Genomic DNA, 15,210 nt, shown 5'->3' on the forward strand with positions numbered 1-15,210 from the left:
TTTCTAAAGATGAAAACACAAATTTACAAAGCTCTTTTTATTATAGTTTTTTTGGCTCTATTACCATCTCATCTATGTTCTCAAGTAAGATTTGGAATTAGAGGTTCAGTTCACAGAACGAATATTTCTAAAGTTCATTGGGAATCAGTTGGAAGAACAGCCGGATCTTTAGGAGGAGTTATTCAGATTCCTCTTGGATACGACAATCAGTTTTTTTTCCAGCCTGAAGTTTTATATTCTTTGGAAGGAGAAAAGGATGATGGAGATTCTCATGGAATTCTGATGCGTCAGGATTATTTCCAAAATTACGTTAATATACCATTAATGTTCAGAGCATATTTTTCTGAGTCTGATAATGAATTTTTTGGAGAATTAGGACCTCAAATCGGAATTTTAGTTTATGAGAAAAGTAAAAAAGAAGATCGATTAAATTATAGTAAACCAGAATCTTTAAACTTATCAATTGGTGCAGGAATCGGATATAGTTTCTTGAGAAAGTACGAAATTTCAATTAGATACAATTATGGTTTAACAGATGTTTATAAAAAATATCCTGAGCAGCAAAGAACTTCAAATTTAGGAGTTGCATTAACATATATGTTTGAATAAATCAAAATTAAAAAAAATATAAGGTCGGAATTTGTAAAATTTCGACCTTTTTTTATAAAGAATATATAGTTGAATAAGTTTTATTAAAATCACTAATTAGTTCATTAAAAACGCTTTTTACTGATACAATATTATCAATCAAAGATGAACATTGACCTATTTCCAACTCCCCATCAATTAAGTTTCCTTCGAGCATCCCCTTTTTTGCTCTCCCTTTTCCTAGTATAGATCTTAATTCCTCTGATGAAACACCTTTTTCATAAGCAAATTGTATCTCTTTAAAAAAAGAATTTTTTATTAATCGAACAGGAGTTAATTCTTTTAGTGTAAGTTGCTTGTCTCCTTCTTTGGTCTGCACAATAGCATTTTTAAAATTTATATGTGATGATGATTCAAGAGTGGCGGCAAATCTAGAACCTATCTGTACTCCTTCTGCTCCTAATACTAAAGCTGCCAAAATTTGTTGCCCAGTAGCAATCCCACCAGCAGCTATTACAGGTAAGTTGATATGCTTTTTAAGATTAGGAACCAGACAAAATGTTGTGGTTTCTTCAATGCCATTATGTCCACCTGCCTCAAATCCTTCAGCAACAATGGCATCAACACCTGACGCTTCTGCTTTTAGTGCAAATTTTAAAGAAGATACTACATGAAAAACTTTTATGTTATGTTTTTTAAACAGATCGGTATAAAGTTTAGGGCTTCCAGCGGAAGTAAACACAACCGGAATTTTATTTTTTACAATTATATCTATATGTTCATTAACCTGAGGATAAAATAAGGGAAGGTTAACACCAAAAGGTTTATCCGTATGTTTCTTACATTCAGTTATTTCTTTTTGTAATTCATCAGGATACATACTGCCTGATCCCAGCAGACCTAAGCCTCCGCAGTTACTAACTTCAGATACTAATTTCCATCCGCTGTTCCATACCATGCCCCCTTGAATAATCGGGTATTTAATATTTAAAAGTTCACTTATTTTTGACTTTTTTATCACTTTCTCTATTGTTATTATATACGTTTATTAAATATATTGCTTTTAATTGAAATAAAAATAAAAATTACAGAATAATTTGGCTTGAAGTTTGCTCTGTCGAACCTAAATTATTTATAATATAAAGCTGACATTTATGTATTGGACTTTAGAACTTGCATCTTATTTAAGTGATGCACCATGGCCCGCAACTAAGGATGAATTAATAGACTATGCTATCAGAACAGGAGCTCCACTCGAAGTAGTCGAAAATCTTCAGGCAATAGAAGATGAAGGTGAAATTTATGATAGTATAGAAGAAATATGGGCTGATTATCCTACCGATGATGATTTTCTCTGGAACGAAGACGAATATTGAATACTAAGGCCCTAGCTCGATAGGGCTTTACTATTTAATTACCTAGGATAATACATTTTTTACTACATTTGTAAGCTTAAAATTAATCACATACAATGAACATTTTAAATTCTGTTCTCAAATTATTTATTGGGGATAAACATAAAAAAGATCTACAACTACTAAATAAATATTTGGATAAAATTAAAAAAGAAGAGGAAGGAATATCTTCATTATCCATAGATGAACTTAGACATAAAACTATTGAATTCAAAGAGCGCGTTTCTCAGGCTACTTTCGATTTAAATACGAAAATTAATGAGTTAAAAGATCAAGCTCAACAAACCGAAAACATAGACGAAAAAGAGTCTCTTTATACGGAAATTGAAAAACTTGAAAAAGAATCATATAAAGTAGAAGAAGAAGTTTTAGAGGAAATTTTACCTCAGGCTTTTGCGCTTATCAAAGAAACCGCAAGGCGTTTTACAGAGAATGAAAGCATAGAAGTGACTGCTACTGATTTTGACAGAGAATTGGCCGATAGCAAAGAATATGTATCACTATCAGGAGATAAGGCTGTTTGGAAAAATAGCTGGAATGCTGCTGGTAAAGAAGTGAAATGGGATATGATTCACTATGATGTTCAATATATAGGTGGAACTGTTTTGCATCAGGGAAAAATAGCTGAGATGGCAACAGGGGAAGGTAAAACCCTGGTAGGTACTCTTCCTATGTATTTAAATGCTTTGCCGGGTAGAGGAGTTCACGTAGTTACAGTAAATGATTATTTGGCTAAGCGGGACTCTGCATGGATGGCTCCAATTTTTGAATTTCACGGACTAAGAGTTGATTGTATCGATAATCACCAGCCTAATTCCTATTCCAGAAGACAAGCTTATCTGGCAGATATTACTTATGGAACCAATAACGAATTTGGATTTGATTATTTGCGTGACAATATGGCAAATTCGCCCACTGATTTAGTTCAAAGACAGCTCAATTATGCAATAGTGGATGAGGTGGACTCAGTATTAATTGATGACGCCAGAACTCCATTGATTATATCCGGTCCAATACCGCAGGGAGATAAACAAGAATACCAGGATTTAAAACCTGTGGTAGAAACTATTTATAATGCTCAAAAGAATGAAATATCAAAAATATTTCAGGAAGCTAAACAATTGTTGGGTACTGGCGATAAAAAAGAAGGAGGTCATAAACTGTATCAGGTATATAGAGGTATGCCTAAATATAAACCTTTAATTAAATTTTTATCTGAAGAAGGGAACAAAGCTATTTTATTAAAAGCGGAAGCTTACTTTATTTCTGATAACAATCGGATGATGCCGGAGGCAGACAAAGATTTGTATTTTTCAATCGATGAAAAAAATAACCAGGTAGAACTTACAGACAAAGGAATTGAGTTTTTATCTAAAGGAAATGAAGATCCAAACTTTTTTGTTTTAGAAGATTTTGGAACTGTTCTAGCTGAAATTGAAAATAAAAATCTTTCAAAAGAAGAAGAACATAAAGAAAAAGAGGAATTTTTAAGATACTTTGCTATAAAGTCAGAAAGAATTCATTCTTTAAGTCAGTTACTAAAAGCTTATACGGTATTTGAAAAAGACGTAGAGTATGTTGTGATAGATGGTCAGGTTAAGATTGTTGACGAACAGACCGGCCGTATTATGGATGGAAGAAGATATTCAGATGGTTTACATCAGGCATTAGAGGCTAAAGAAAATGTAAAAGTTGAAGCGGCTACACAAACGTTTGCTACTGTTACTCTTCAGAATTATTTCAGAATGTATAACAAACTTGCAGGGATGACAGGTACAGCTGAAACTGAGGCTGGTGAGTTCTGGGAGATATACAAACTAGATGTTGTAGCTATTCCTACAAATAAACCAATTATTCGGGATGATCGTCAGGATTTGGTTTACAAAACAAATCGTGAGAAGTTTAATGCTGTACTGGACGAAGTAATTCGTTTATCTAAAGAGGAACACAGACCGGTTCTTGTAGGTACAACTTCCGTTGAGATTTCAGAATTGCTAAGCAAAGCTTTGCAAATGAGAAAAATTCCTCACAATGTATTAAATGCAAAATTGCATAAAAAAGAAGCAGATATAGTTGCTGAAGCAGGTAAAGCAGGAGTTGTAACTATAGCAACCAATATGGCAGGTAGGGGTACAGATATTAAATTGACAGATGAAGTAAAAGCTGCAGGTGGTTTAGCTATCATAGGTACAGAAAGACATGATTCCAGGCGAGTTGACAGACAGTTAAGAGGACGTTCTGGTCGTCAGGGGGATCCAGGTTCTTCTCAATTTTATGTATCACTTGAAGATAATTTGATGCGTTTATTCGGTTCGGATAGAATAGCTAAAATGATGGATAGGCTAGGACATAAAGAAGGAGATGTTATTCAACATTCTATGATAACCAATTCTATTGAAAGAGCCCAGAAGAAGGTAGAAGAAAATAATTTTGGTATACGTAAGCGTTTGCTTGAATATGACGATGTCATGAACAAACAACGGGAGGTAATATACAAAAGAAGAAAAAATGCATTGTTTGGTGATAAATTGAGTATTGATATTGCTAATATGATTTATGATACGTCATCAGTAATTGTAAGAATTAATAAAGCAAACAGAGATTTCAAGAACTTTGAATTTGAATTGGCTACTATTTTTGCTATGGATACCCCTATAGATGAAAATGAATTTAGTCGATTAAATGAAAATGAATTAACTAACCAAATATTTGAACAAGCAGAAGCTAATTATAAAGAAAAGTTAGAAAATACATCTAAAACAGTATATCCTTTCGTTTCAGAAATATTTTTAAATCAGGGAGATAGATATAAAAATATCTCAGTTCCGTTTACTGATGGAACTAAGATTTTGAATGTAACAACTAATTTGGAAGAAGCATATAATTCGCAGGGAAGAGCTTTATTACAGGATTTTGAAAAGGGAATCACTCTTGCTCTTATTGACGAAAACTGGAAAGAGCATCTAAGAGAAATGGATGAATTAAGAAAGTCAGCTCAGTCAGCAGTATGGGAACAAAAAGATCCATTAGTAATTTACAAACAGGAATCATTTAAATTATTCAGTGAAATGCTGGATAAAACCAATAAAGAAATTATTTCATTTTTATTTAAAGGTGGTTTTCCAACAGAGCCAGAGGAAACCAAATTTGAACAAGCTAAAGAAGTGAAACAGAAAACTGTTGAAAGTAGAGATTTTGAAGAAAATAAAAATACAGATTCAGAAGATAAAGTTCCTTCAGAACCTTTACGAGTAAATAAAATTGGAAGGAATGAAATGGTTAATGTTAGAAATTTAAGAAGCGGAGAAGTGAAATCATTAAAATTTAAACAGGCTCAAAGTCTTTTAGATGAAGGAGGCTGGATAATAGAAGATCAGGATTAAGATATATAGTTTATATTAACTAATAAAATAACCGGAATAAAATAGTTTGTTCCGGTTATTTCTTTAATAAAAATTGTAAATTTAGTTTATGAAAACATTAGGACAGTTAAGAGAACAATTTTATAATCAGTTATCTCAAAAATATAATGCTAAAGAAATTGACATTATCTTCTATTCTCTAGCAGAAAATTATCTTCATAAGTCGCGTTCTGTTTTAAAATTGGGTTTAAACGAGCAAAGAGATGATTTGGATATTCAAAATATTTTATTTCAGACAGCATTGTACAGATTAATGGAAGATGAGCCTTATCAATATATTTTAGGAAATACAGAATTTTACGGTTGTGAAATTTTAGTAAATTCAGACGTTCTTATACCTCGTCCTGAAACTGAAGAACTGGTAGAGTGGATAGTTGATAGATATAAAAATAAGATCAATCTGAACATTATAGATTTATGTACAGGTAGTGGATGTATAGCTATTGCATTGGCTAAGAGCTTACAGAACTTCAGAGTATTTGGATTGGATATTAGTGAAAAAGCTTTAGAAACAGCCAATAAAAATAAAGATTTGAATAATGTAGAAGTTGATTTTTTTTCTTATGATTTATTAAATAGCAATCAACTCTCTAATAATGAACTTTTTGATATTATAGTTTCAAATCCACCTTATATAAGAAATTCTGAAAAAGTAGCTATGGATAAAAGAGTGTTGAACTTTGAACCTGCTCAAGCATTGTTCGTTACTGATTCTGAACCTTTAATTTTTTATCAAAAAATAATTGATTTTGCAAAAAATAACTTAAAGGACAATGGCGAAGTGTTTATAGAAATCAATCAGGAATTGGGAAGAGAAACTAAAGAATTATTTCTTGACTATTTTAGCTTTGTCGAATTAAAACAGGATATTTCTGGCAATTTCCGGATGATTAAAGCCCACGGTATACAAAAATAAATGCTATGTTTACTAATACATAAATTCAGATATTTCATTCGGTTATATAGTTTCGTATATAAAAGATTTAAAACTAAGCAGGAATTTATCTTTAGGATAATTTATAACTCATTTTTATCTATAATATAGAGTATAGGAGGTGCTTTAAAAAGTGAATAATTCATTTCTTCACCTGTAATATAAATTTGGTTTTCAGTCACAGCAATCCCTTCAATCTGACTGATAGCTGCAGTCAGTCCTAACAATACTTTTTTTGAATTTCCGGAAAAAAAATGATGATCGTTAAAGTTCATAAATTTCCATAAATAAGCTGCTCCTTCTTTAGTATATCCAACTAAATAAAGTTCTTTATTATAAATGTCTGCCCCTGTGATTACACATTCAGTATCAAATGATTCAATTTTTTTTGCTACCTGAACCGAATCGTTTATTTTGGGATTTAATATATAATGAACGGTTTTATTATCTCCCCATCTTTTTGAAAATAAGTGCAAAAGATTATTGTAATAAATCATAGCTTCACAATCGAAATTTGTTTTTAAATGACCATAATTTTTAAAATCCATTTGATCTTCGTAAACAAATTTTAATTTATTAATAATTGTAGTGGAAATATTTTCATTGGTGTTGTTTTGGGGTATTTTAATAGAATAAATGGTTAAATCTTTTCTTGTCCCTAAATTATTTCCGAAGTCGCCAATATATAAAGTATCATTATTTCTTGTAATTTCTTCCCAATCTATATTAATAGCTTCTTTTATATCAATAGTCTGGACAATTTTTCCATTTGAAGAATTTAGTTTATATAGTTCTGGTTTACCACCACTATCGTTAAATGTGTAAAGAAAATTATTATAAAATTCAACTCCGGAAGTTTCATTAATAATTTTAGACAATTCATACTTATTTTCATATTCTGATAAATCTAAAGTATCAACTTGATTCTGGCCCCAACTAACCAAAGGGATAAATAATAAAAATAATAAAGCTTTATTCATGCAGTTAATATACATAAAATTCAGCATGAGATTTTAAAAAAGAATTAAATTTATTTATTAGTGTGATAATAATAAATTAATATCTCAGTTTAAAAAATAGTTGTTATTCCTTAAGAGTAAACTATTAAAATTAAAAAATATTTAGAATATGGTTAACTGTAAAAAGTATTTAATTTTTTTTAAATTTTTATTTATTGTTTTTATTTATTCATTAGTAAATCAATGTAAAAGTATAGATAGTAACAAAGTAATTATATTGCAGCCATTTGAAAAATTTTCAGATGATGAACTCAATAAACTTTATAAGCAATTTACCGGCATATCTTCCAAAGTCTATATAAATCAGTCTATACCATTACCAAAAAATGCATATAATCAAAAACGAAATAGATATAGAGCAGATTCTCTTATAAAATTTCTTAGGGGAAGAGTAAAGAATGATACAGTCATTATTGGAATTACTAATAAAGATATTAGTACAAGCAAAGGTAAAATAAATGATTGGGGGGTCATGGGGTTGGGGTATAGACCCGGAAAATCTTGTATAGTATCTACCTATCGTTTAAATAAAAAGCAATTATCTGAGCAATTATATAAGGTTACAGCCCATGAATTTGGTCATACTCAAGGCTTAGATCATTGTCCGGATAAATCATGTATTATGAGGGATGCTGAAGGAAGAAATCCGTTAAATGAAGAAAATGAATTTTGTCCTAAGTGCAAATCTTATTTAATTAATAAAGGATTTTTTGCTGTAACTGAAAAAAAATAGTAATTGTATAAACTAAAATATTTCTTGATTCTTACAGATTATTCTTTTTTATTATTTAGTAAAATTTCTTCAATTAAACGTTGAAAATCTTCTTTAGGCATAGCTCCCTGCGCCATCTGAGGTTCACCTTCCATAGGAATAAATAAAATAGAAGGAATACTTCTGATTCCAAACATAGCGGCTAATTCACGTTCAGATTCGGTATCAACTTTATAAATATAAATTTCATCTTCATACTCTTTTGCAAGTTCTTCAAGCATAGGGGCTATCATTTTACACGGGCTACACCAATCAGCATAGAAATCAATAATAGCCGGTTTATCACCTAAATATTTCCATACCTCCGGATTACTTTTATAATCCATAATTTTTTTTGCAAAATCTTCAATTGTTAAAGGTATGGTTTTCATGGTTTTATAATTTGATTTTTTAGTTGATGCTGATTCAGTATATTTTGAATTAGATAATATCAATAAGATTACTAAAGTAAAGAGGCTATATATAAGTAACCGGGTATTTTTTAATTTCATTTTATAAAGTAATATTGATATTTAAATGATGTTATATTAATTAAGAAGCTAACTTATGATTATTTTTTTAGATCTCAAAATGATATATATATATGATAATAAATAAATCAATTAATTAAAGCTTGCTTTGCTGCATATTTTGCATGTAATTCTGCAGTTTTAAAAAGAGGTAATTGAATTTGATCTTGTTGTAGCAAAAGTTCAAGCTCTGTACATCCCAATATAACTCCTTGAATATTTTCCTGCTCAACGGCTTTGTTAATAATATTGATTAACATACTTTCCGATGAATGTAAAAACTTACCAAGACATAATTCATTGTAGATAATATCATTAACTAAGTCAATTTCCTCTTGCCAGGGAATTACAATATTAATTCCATTTTTTATGTACTCATCTTTATAAAAAGTCTGTTCCATAGTATATTTTGTACCTAACAATAAAAGTTTATTTAAATTTAATTCTTTTAGCTGAACTAACACCGGTTCAGTAATATGGATTAAAGGGATACTGACAGATTTTTGTATTTGTGAAAAGACTTTATGCATAGTGTTTGTGGCTATAACAATAAAATCAGCTCCCGCTCTTTCAAGATTTTGGGCTACCTGACAGAGAAAATTACCGGCCTCATCCCATTTGTTTTCAGACTGAAACTTTTCAATAACGTCGAAATCTACACTATATAAAACAATCTGAGCAGAATGAAAACCACCGGCCAGTTCTTTAATCTCCTGATTAATAATTTTATAATATTCTGCTGTGGATTCCCAACTCATTCCACCAATAAGACCAATGGTTTTCATTTTGTTATTATTTTATGCTAATATATTTAATTTAGAATAAATAAATTATTTTAGATAATTATTTTTCAAGTTTAGTGAAATGAGCATTTTGAGTTAATTGATTCTTATTAAATTCTTTTAAAGAATTTTTTAAATATTCAATATCATTGAGCTCTGTACTTGTACTAAAAATATAAACACATGCTCCACCTGTAGTACCACCGATTGCTAATTTTCCTATGTAACGAACTCTATGATTAATTTCCCAATATCCTATCTCAACCCAGTCTTTATATAAATCATCAGAAAACCATTTTTTATAAATAAATGCTGCCTTTACATTATTTTTTTTAATTTCACTAATAATGACAGGATTAATATTTTTAGATTTATTTTTTTTTGCTAAAGCTATTTGGGTATTGCCTAAACCATAAATGTCAACTATATGAGTATTATTAGATAAATATGAAGGATAGCCTATGTCATTTATTGCAACACTTTTATTAGGATAATATTTCTGAATAAATAGAGCAGTTTGATATTGTTGATTATATATTTCTTCAGCACCAATTATTATTTTTTCATGATTGATTAAACTTCTTTTAGTAAAATAATAAGTAGGATAAATCAACAAAATAAGCAAGAAATAATATAAAAGCTGATAGCTTAATGAAAGTCTTTTTGATGCATTGTAACTATTTTGCAAAGAATAAAATATTATACATAACAAGCTTGGAATTATATAAGCTTCATATCTAGCTAGCCATCCAAATTTTGAGTACATTATGTGCAAAAGGATACCTATTGATAATGCTATGATAATTTTTAATATATTTTTTTTCAGTTTAAATTGTACTAAAAAAGAATATATTATTACAAATATAAAACATATGAGTAATGGTCTAGCTGTATTATCTTTAATATAGCTACTTATGTTATCAAATGGAATTAGCTTTTGAATTAAATTTAAATTATTAAGACTAGTTTTTATTACAACAGAATATGGGAAAAAAGTACCTCCATTGTATATAAAATAAAATCCAAAAAGAGAAACTGATAATATAGAACATACTCCTCCAACAATCGAAATTTTAATTTTTTTTGATAAAAATAAGATTAAATTTCCTCCTATTATTATAAACAATCCTTCATATCTTGAAATTGGTAATAAAAAGCTTGTTAAATAATATAAATATATAATTTTATTTGATTGATTTTTATTAATTAAAATTTCACAAATTAAAAGTAAATACAGAAGTGTTAAAAAAATATGTAATGTGTGCTCCATTGCTATTATTGTGAGGTTTGGCAAAGGAGTCCATATTATTGTTAAAATCAATAATAAAATTAAAAGAGTATAAGATAGTTTGTTTTTAAAATAATACCAGATTAAATATATTATAGATAAAGAAAATAATATATTTATTAAAAGCGGTATATATGAGTTATTTCCAAAAATATATAAAATTAAAGATAAAATTACAGTGAATAAAGGTGAGGAAGAAGCTGAACTAAATTCATCAGAATTTATTCCCCAAACACCATGTTCCACTATATTCTTAGCTATAGCTAAATGAATGTATGAATCATCTAAAGGATAAGTAAAATTATTATTTACATATCCCAATATTGACTGATGTAAATTACATAATAGAAAAAAATAAAGAACTATAGATAAAATTAATATTGTACTTTTAATTATTTTAGAATTCATCTATAAATTTTTTAATTTAGTTTCTAAAATTTTAATTTTTTCTAAAGTATCGGATTGTTTTTTTCTTTCCATTTCAACTACTTTCTCAGGAGCACTTGTAACAAATTTTTCATTGTTAAGCTTGGCATTTACACTTTTTAAGAAACCTTGAAAATATTTAATTTCTTCTTTTAATTTTTCTTTTTCTGCTTCTAGATCCAGACTTTCGGCAAATGGAATCGAAAATTCGTCTTTTCCAACAAGAAAACTAAATACAGGAATTTCTAAAGTGTCATAAGTATGAATGGTAGAAATATTGGCCAATTTTTTTATTGAATTTGTATTTTGCAACTTATAACTTGTTTTTATATAAAGTTCAACTGAATCTTTAGGAGATATTCCTTTACCGGATCTGAAATTCCTGATAGAGGTTACTATTTCTTTTGTAGTCTCAAAATTTATTATGCAGGATATGTCAAAATCGGTGGCTACCGGATATTCTGATACTATTAAACTTTCCTGAGTTTTTCTTTCATTAAGATTCTGCCATATTTCTTCTGTCAAGAAAGGCATATAAGGATGTAGTAATTTTAATAAATCCTCTAAAATAGATACAGTTTGCTGATAAGTTTCTGCGTCAATTGATTCACCATAAGTTGGTTTTATTACTTCCAGATACCAGGAGCAGTAGTCATCCCATATAAGTTTATATATAGACATTAATGCATCTGAGATTCTATACTTATCAAAATCCTGGTTTATTTGATGAATAATTTGTGCTATCTTATTTTTAATCCAGGATATAGCTTCTAAACTTTCTGCAGGAGATTTTTTTGTATGGTCTACATCCCATGATTTTACCAACCGGAATGAGTTCCATATTTTGTTAGCAAAATTTCTACCTTGTGTGCATAAATCTTCATCAAACATTAAATCATTACCTGCTGAAGAACTTAATAAAACTCCCACACGTACTCCATCTGCACCATAGGTTTCGATTAAATCAAGAGGATCCGGCGAATTTCCTAGCTGTTTGGACATTTTTCTTCGTTGCTTATCTCTTACTATTCCTGTAAAATAAACATTGGAAAAAGGGCGTTCATTGCGAAATGCATATCCAGCCATAACCATTCGGGCAACCCAGAAAAATATAATATCCGGACCTGTCACTAAATCTTGTGTAGGATAATAATAATTAATTTCTTTATTTTCTGGTTCATTGATACCATTAAATACGGAAATAGGCCATAACCATGAGGAAAACCAGGTGTCTAAAACATCTTCCTCTTGCTTTAAATCTTCAAGTACAAGAGAAGGGATCTTTTGTTGGGCCAAGGTTAGAGCTGCCTCAATAGTTTCTGCAACTACATATTCATTTTCTCCTTTTCCATAATAATAAGCAGGTATTCTGTGTCCCCACCAAAGTTGTCTGGAAATGTTCCAGTCATGAATATCTTCCAGCCAGTGTTTGTATGTATTTTTAAATTTATCAGGGTATAATTTTAGTTCATCATCCAGTACAGTTTTTAAGGCAGGCTCAGCAAAATCTTTCATTTTCATAAACCACTGTATCGAAATTTTAGGCTCTATAACAGCTCCCGTTCTCTCTGAAGTACCCACTTTATTGATGTGTTCTTCTTCTTTTTCCAACAAGTCAAGATCTTTTAATTCTTTAACTATTTCTTTACGTACTGTGAAACGATCTTTACCCTTATAATTAAGCCCTAATTCATTTAAAGTGGCATCGTCATTAAATATATCTATGGTTTGAAGCTTATGTTTTTTTCCTAAGTTATAATCATTTACATCATGAGCAGGGGTTATTTTTAAAACTCCTGTACCAAATTCAATATCAACATATTCATCTTCAATAACTGGAATTTCTCTTCCGCATATGGGTATAATGACTTTTTTACCTTTAAGAAATGAATATCTCTCATCCTGAGGGTTTATACATATGGCAGAGTCTCCGAATATGGTCTCGGGGCGGGTAGTAGCAACTACAACATACTTGTTTTCTCCTGCAATTTTATATCTAAGAAAAAATAGCTTTCCATTCTGTTCTTTGTGAATAACTTCTTCATCAGAAATGTTGGTTTTAGCTTCAGGATCCCAATTAATCATTTTATGTCCCTTATAGATGTACCCACGATTATATAAATCAACAAAACATTTGATTACAGAATCATACAAATCATCATCTAATGTGAATTTTGTTCTTTCCCAATCACAGGAACATCCTAGCTTTTTTAATTGTTCCAGAATAATACCTCCATGTTTGTTGGTCCATTCCCAAGCATGTTCAAGAAATTTTTCTCTTCCTATGTCAAATTTACTAATACCTTCTTCTTTTAGCTTATTTACCACTTTGGCCTCTGTAGCAATGGAAGCATGGTCTGTGCCAGGTACCCAGCAGGCGTTATAACCTAACATCCGGGCTCTTCTGATGAGAACATCCTGAATTGTGTTGTTAAGCATATGCCCCATGTGAAGTACTCCTGTAACGTTAGGAGGAGGAATAACAATAGTATAGGGTTTTTTATCGTTGGGTTCCGAATGAAAAAAATTGTTTTCAATCCAGAATTTATACCAATGATTTTCTACTTCTTTAGGTGAATATTTTGCAGCTATTTCTGACATGGATTTATTTTATTTTTGAGAATAATGCAAAGATAATATTTTAGGTTGTTTTTGGAAGCATTTAAATTCCAAATACAACTAATTAGAAAGTATATATTATCTTTTCTTTTATAATAAGAAAGATTGAGTATTTATTAACTTAATTTTAAATTATTAAATTCCTAAAAAGACTTAAAACTTGATATTTATTCTGAACGCAAAGCTTCAATAGGTTTTACCTGTACAGCTTTTTGAGCAGGTATTAACCCGATAATTAGTCCTAAGGTAACCATCAGGCAAAGTGCTGCAAAAACATTCCATAAATTTACGGTTGGATTGTAAAAAGGAAACGCTTTTGGATCATCTACTAATGTTGTAACCAGCATTAAGCACAATACTCCTCCTATAAAGCCGATTACACCTGAGAAAACAGTTAAAAATACACTTTCAATAAGTATTTGTTCTTTAATTTCTCTGGGTTTAGCACCCAAGGCCCTACGGATACCTATTTCAAGAGTTCGTTCTTTTACGGTTATAAGTAATATGTTGGAAATAGCAATAACACCGGCTAAAATAGTTAGCCCGCCTACTATCCAGGTAAGTATTTGCATTCCGGAAAGAAAACCGGTAAGCTTACCATATTCTTCAGCAAAATTAAAGCCTCCGAAAGCTAATTCATCGGTTGGAGATACATTATTTCTTTCTTTTAAAATACTTTTTACTTTTTTTTCAACATCTTTTACATTATACTGAGGTTTGATGGAAATAATCATCCAACCTATTTTATCTCCCTGATTGTATAAACTTTGAAAAGTGTCAAAAGATATATATATAGTTGATTCGTTAGACATTGTAGCCGCTGAAATTTTATATACTCCGATAACCTGAAAGTAAATCCCGCTAATTTTAATATTTTTACCTATAGGATCTTCATTATTTTTAAATAATTGCTCTGCAACCTCTTTTCCTATAACAGCAACTTTTCTTTTCTGATTAATATCATCCTGATTAATGAATCTTCCTTTAATTAAATCTTTTTTTTCAACTTTAGAAACGATGGGATAGTCTCCATAAACAGTATAATCTTTAGTAATATTACCTCTGGAAACACTGCTGGGTTCTGTACCAAACATTCCACTTACATTTCTGGGGGCTATGAAATCAATTTCCGGTATTTCTTGTTTTAAAGCTTGAACATCTTTTAAGCGGATACTCATTTCCCGGCCTTTAGGATATCCTTTATAGGCTTCCCCAGTATTCGCCGCCCATATGAACATACTATTAGTAGCAAATCCTTCAAATATACGGTTGAAACCGTTTTCAACTCCTTTTGCAGCACCCAGTAAAAAAACGTAAAGAAACATACCCCAGGCAACTCCAATCATGGTAAGAATAGTTCGCAATTTATTTTTACTTAGAGAATAATATATCTCGCTCCAGGTTTCTTTCTCAAAAATTAACATTTTAATACATTT

At 30.1% G+C, this 15,210-nt stretch carries 12 protein-coding genes; 5 read left to right on the plus strand and 7 right to left on the minus strand.

Annotation, left to right across the window (positions count from 1 at the left end; genetic code table 11):
- Nucleotides 1–9: 9 nt before the first annotated feature.
- A complete protein-coding gene (locus EOV51_RS10695; protein WP_128152520.1) occupies nt 10–609 on the plus strand; it encodes a porin family protein in 600 nt (199 codons plus the stop codon).
- Between the two features lie 52 nt (nt 610–661).
- Here the strand turns inward: EOV51_RS10695 and EOV51_RS10700 are convergent, their stop codons facing one another.
- The gene (locus EOV51_RS10700) at nt 662–1,609 is read right to left on the minus strand and encodes an NAD(P)H-dependent flavin oxidoreductase (RefSeq protein ID WP_228427620.1); all 948 of its coding nucleotides are present in this window, start codon (nt 1,607–1,609) and stop codon (nt 662–664) included.
- Nucleotides 1,610–1,742: 133 nt separating this feature from the next.
- Between EOV51_RS10700 and EOV51_RS10705 the strand changes: the two genes are divergently transcribed.
- The 3 genes from EOV51_RS10705 to prmC all read left to right on the plus strand — a co-directional run bounded on the left by EOV51_RS10705 (nt 1,743) and on the right by prmC (nt 6,341).
- Nucleotides 1,743–1,964, plus strand: coding sequence for a DUF2795 domain-containing protein (locus EOV51_RS10705; protein ID WP_055424695.1), 222 nt, complete (start codon nt 1,743–1,745; stop codon nt 1,962–1,964).
- Between the two features lie 95 nt (nt 1,965–2,059).
- Nucleotides 2,060–5,386 (plus strand): preprotein translocase subunit SecA, encoded by a 3,327-nt coding sequence (secA, locus tag EOV51_RS10710; protein ID WP_128152521.1) that lies wholly within the window; start codon nt 2,060–2,062, stop codon nt 5,384–5,386.
- Nucleotides 5,387–5,474: 88 nt separating this feature from the next.
- The gene (gene prmC / locus EOV51_RS10715; RefSeq protein WP_128152522.1) at nt 5,475–6,341 is read left to right on the plus strand and encodes a peptide chain release factor N(5)-glutamine methyltransferase; all 867 of its coding nucleotides are present in this window, start codon (nt 5,475–5,477) and stop codon (nt 6,339–6,341) included.
- A gap of 101 nt (nt 6,342–6,442) precedes the next feature.
- Here the strand turns inward: prmC and EOV51_RS10720 are convergent, their stop codons facing one another.
- Nucleotides 6,443–7,339, minus strand: a complete 897-nt coding sequence (locus EOV51_RS10720) for a hypothetical protein (RefSeq protein WP_128152523.1) — start codon at nt 7,337–7,339, stop codon at nt 6,443–6,445.
- A gap of 256 nt (nt 7,340–7,595) precedes the next feature.
- On the opposite strand from EOV51_RS10720, the gene EOV51_RS10725 reads away from it, so the two are divergent.
- Nucleotides 7,596–8,111 (plus strand): matrixin family metalloprotease, encoded by a 516-nt coding sequence (locus EOV51_RS10725; protein ID WP_164875295.1) that lies wholly within the window; start codon nt 7,596–7,598, stop codon nt 8,109–8,111.
- 38 nt (nt 8,112–8,149) lie between these two features.
- Here the strand turns inward: EOV51_RS10725 and trxA are convergent, their stop codons facing one another.
- The 5 genes from trxA to EOV51_RS10750 form a co-directional block, all read right to left on the minus strand.
- Nucleotides 8,150–8,641 carry a thioredoxin gene (gene trxA, locus EOV51_RS10730; protein ID WP_164875296.1) on the minus strand — a complete coding sequence of 164 codons (492 nt, stop codon included), beginning with the start codon at nt 8,639–8,641 and terminating at the stop codon, nt 8,150–8,152.
- A gap of 107 nt (nt 8,642–8,748) precedes the next feature.
- On the minus strand, nt 8,749–9,444 hold the full coding sequence (locus EOV51_RS10735) for an aspartate/glutamate racemase family protein (RefSeq protein ID WP_128152525.1): 696 nt from the start codon (nt 9,442–9,444) through the stop codon (nt 8,749–8,751).
- 58 nt (nt 9,445–9,502) lie between these two features.
- Nucleotides 9,503–10,762 carry a hypothetical protein gene (locus tag EOV51_RS10740; RefSeq protein ID WP_128152526.1) on the minus strand — a complete coding sequence of 420 codons (1,260 nt, stop codon included), beginning with the start codon at nt 10,760–10,762 and terminating at the stop codon, nt 9,503–9,505.
- A gap of 375 nt (nt 10,763–11,137) precedes the next feature.
- Nucleotides 11,138–13,756, minus strand: a complete 2,619-nt coding sequence (locus EOV51_RS10745) for a valine--tRNA ligase (RefSeq protein WP_128152527.1) — start codon at nt 13,754–13,756, stop codon at nt 11,138–11,140.
- 185 nt (nt 13,757–13,941) lie between these two features.
- A complete protein-coding gene (locus EOV51_RS10750) occupies nt 13,942–15,198 on the minus strand; it encodes an ABC transporter permease (RefSeq protein WP_128152528.1) in 1,257 nt (418 codons plus the stop codon).
- Between the last annotated feature and the right edge of the window lie 12 nt (nt 15,199–15,210).

The sequence above is a fragment of the Apibacter raozihei genome (assembly GCF_004014855.1).
Classification (GTDB): domain Bacteria; phylum Bacteroidota; class Bacteroidia; order Flavobacteriales; family Weeksellaceae; genus Apibacter; species Apibacter raozihei.

Excerpts from the sequence above, each read along its gene's own strand:
- EOV51_RS10695 (WP_128152520.1), top strand. The coding sequence starts at position 10 with ATGAAAACACAAATTTACAAAGCTCTTTTTATTATAGTTTTTTTGGCT.
- EOV51_RS10705 (WP_055424695.1), top strand. The coding sequence starts at position 1,743 with ATGTATTGGACTTTAGAACTTGCATCTTATTTAAGTGATGCACCATGG.
- secA (WP_128152521.1), top strand. The coding sequence starts at position 2,060 with ATGAACATTTTAAATTCTGTTCTCAAATTATTTATTGGGGATAAACAT.
- prmC (WP_128152522.1), top strand. The coding sequence starts at position 5,475 with ATGAAAACATTAGGACAGTTAAGAGAACAATTTTATAATCAGTTATCT.
- EOV51_RS10720 (WP_128152523.1), bottom strand. The coding sequence starts at position 7,339 with ATGAATAAAGCTTTATTATTTTTATTATTTATCCCTTTGGTTAGTTGG.
- trxA (WP_164875296.1), bottom strand. The coding sequence starts at position 8,641 with ATGAAATTAAAAAATACCCGGTTACTTATATATAGCCTCTTTACTTTA.
- EOV51_RS10735 (WP_128152525.1), bottom strand. The coding sequence starts at position 9,444 with ATGAAAACCATTGGTCTTATTGGTGGAATGAGTTGGGAATCCACAGCA.
- EOV51_RS10745 (WP_128152527.1), bottom strand. The coding sequence starts at position 13,756 with ATGTCAGAAATAGCTGCAAAATATTCACCTAAAGAAGTAGAAAATCAT.
- EOV51_RS10750 (WP_128152528.1), bottom strand. The coding sequence starts at position 15,198 with ATGTTAATTTTTGAGAAAGAAACCTGGAGCGAGATATATTATTCTCTA.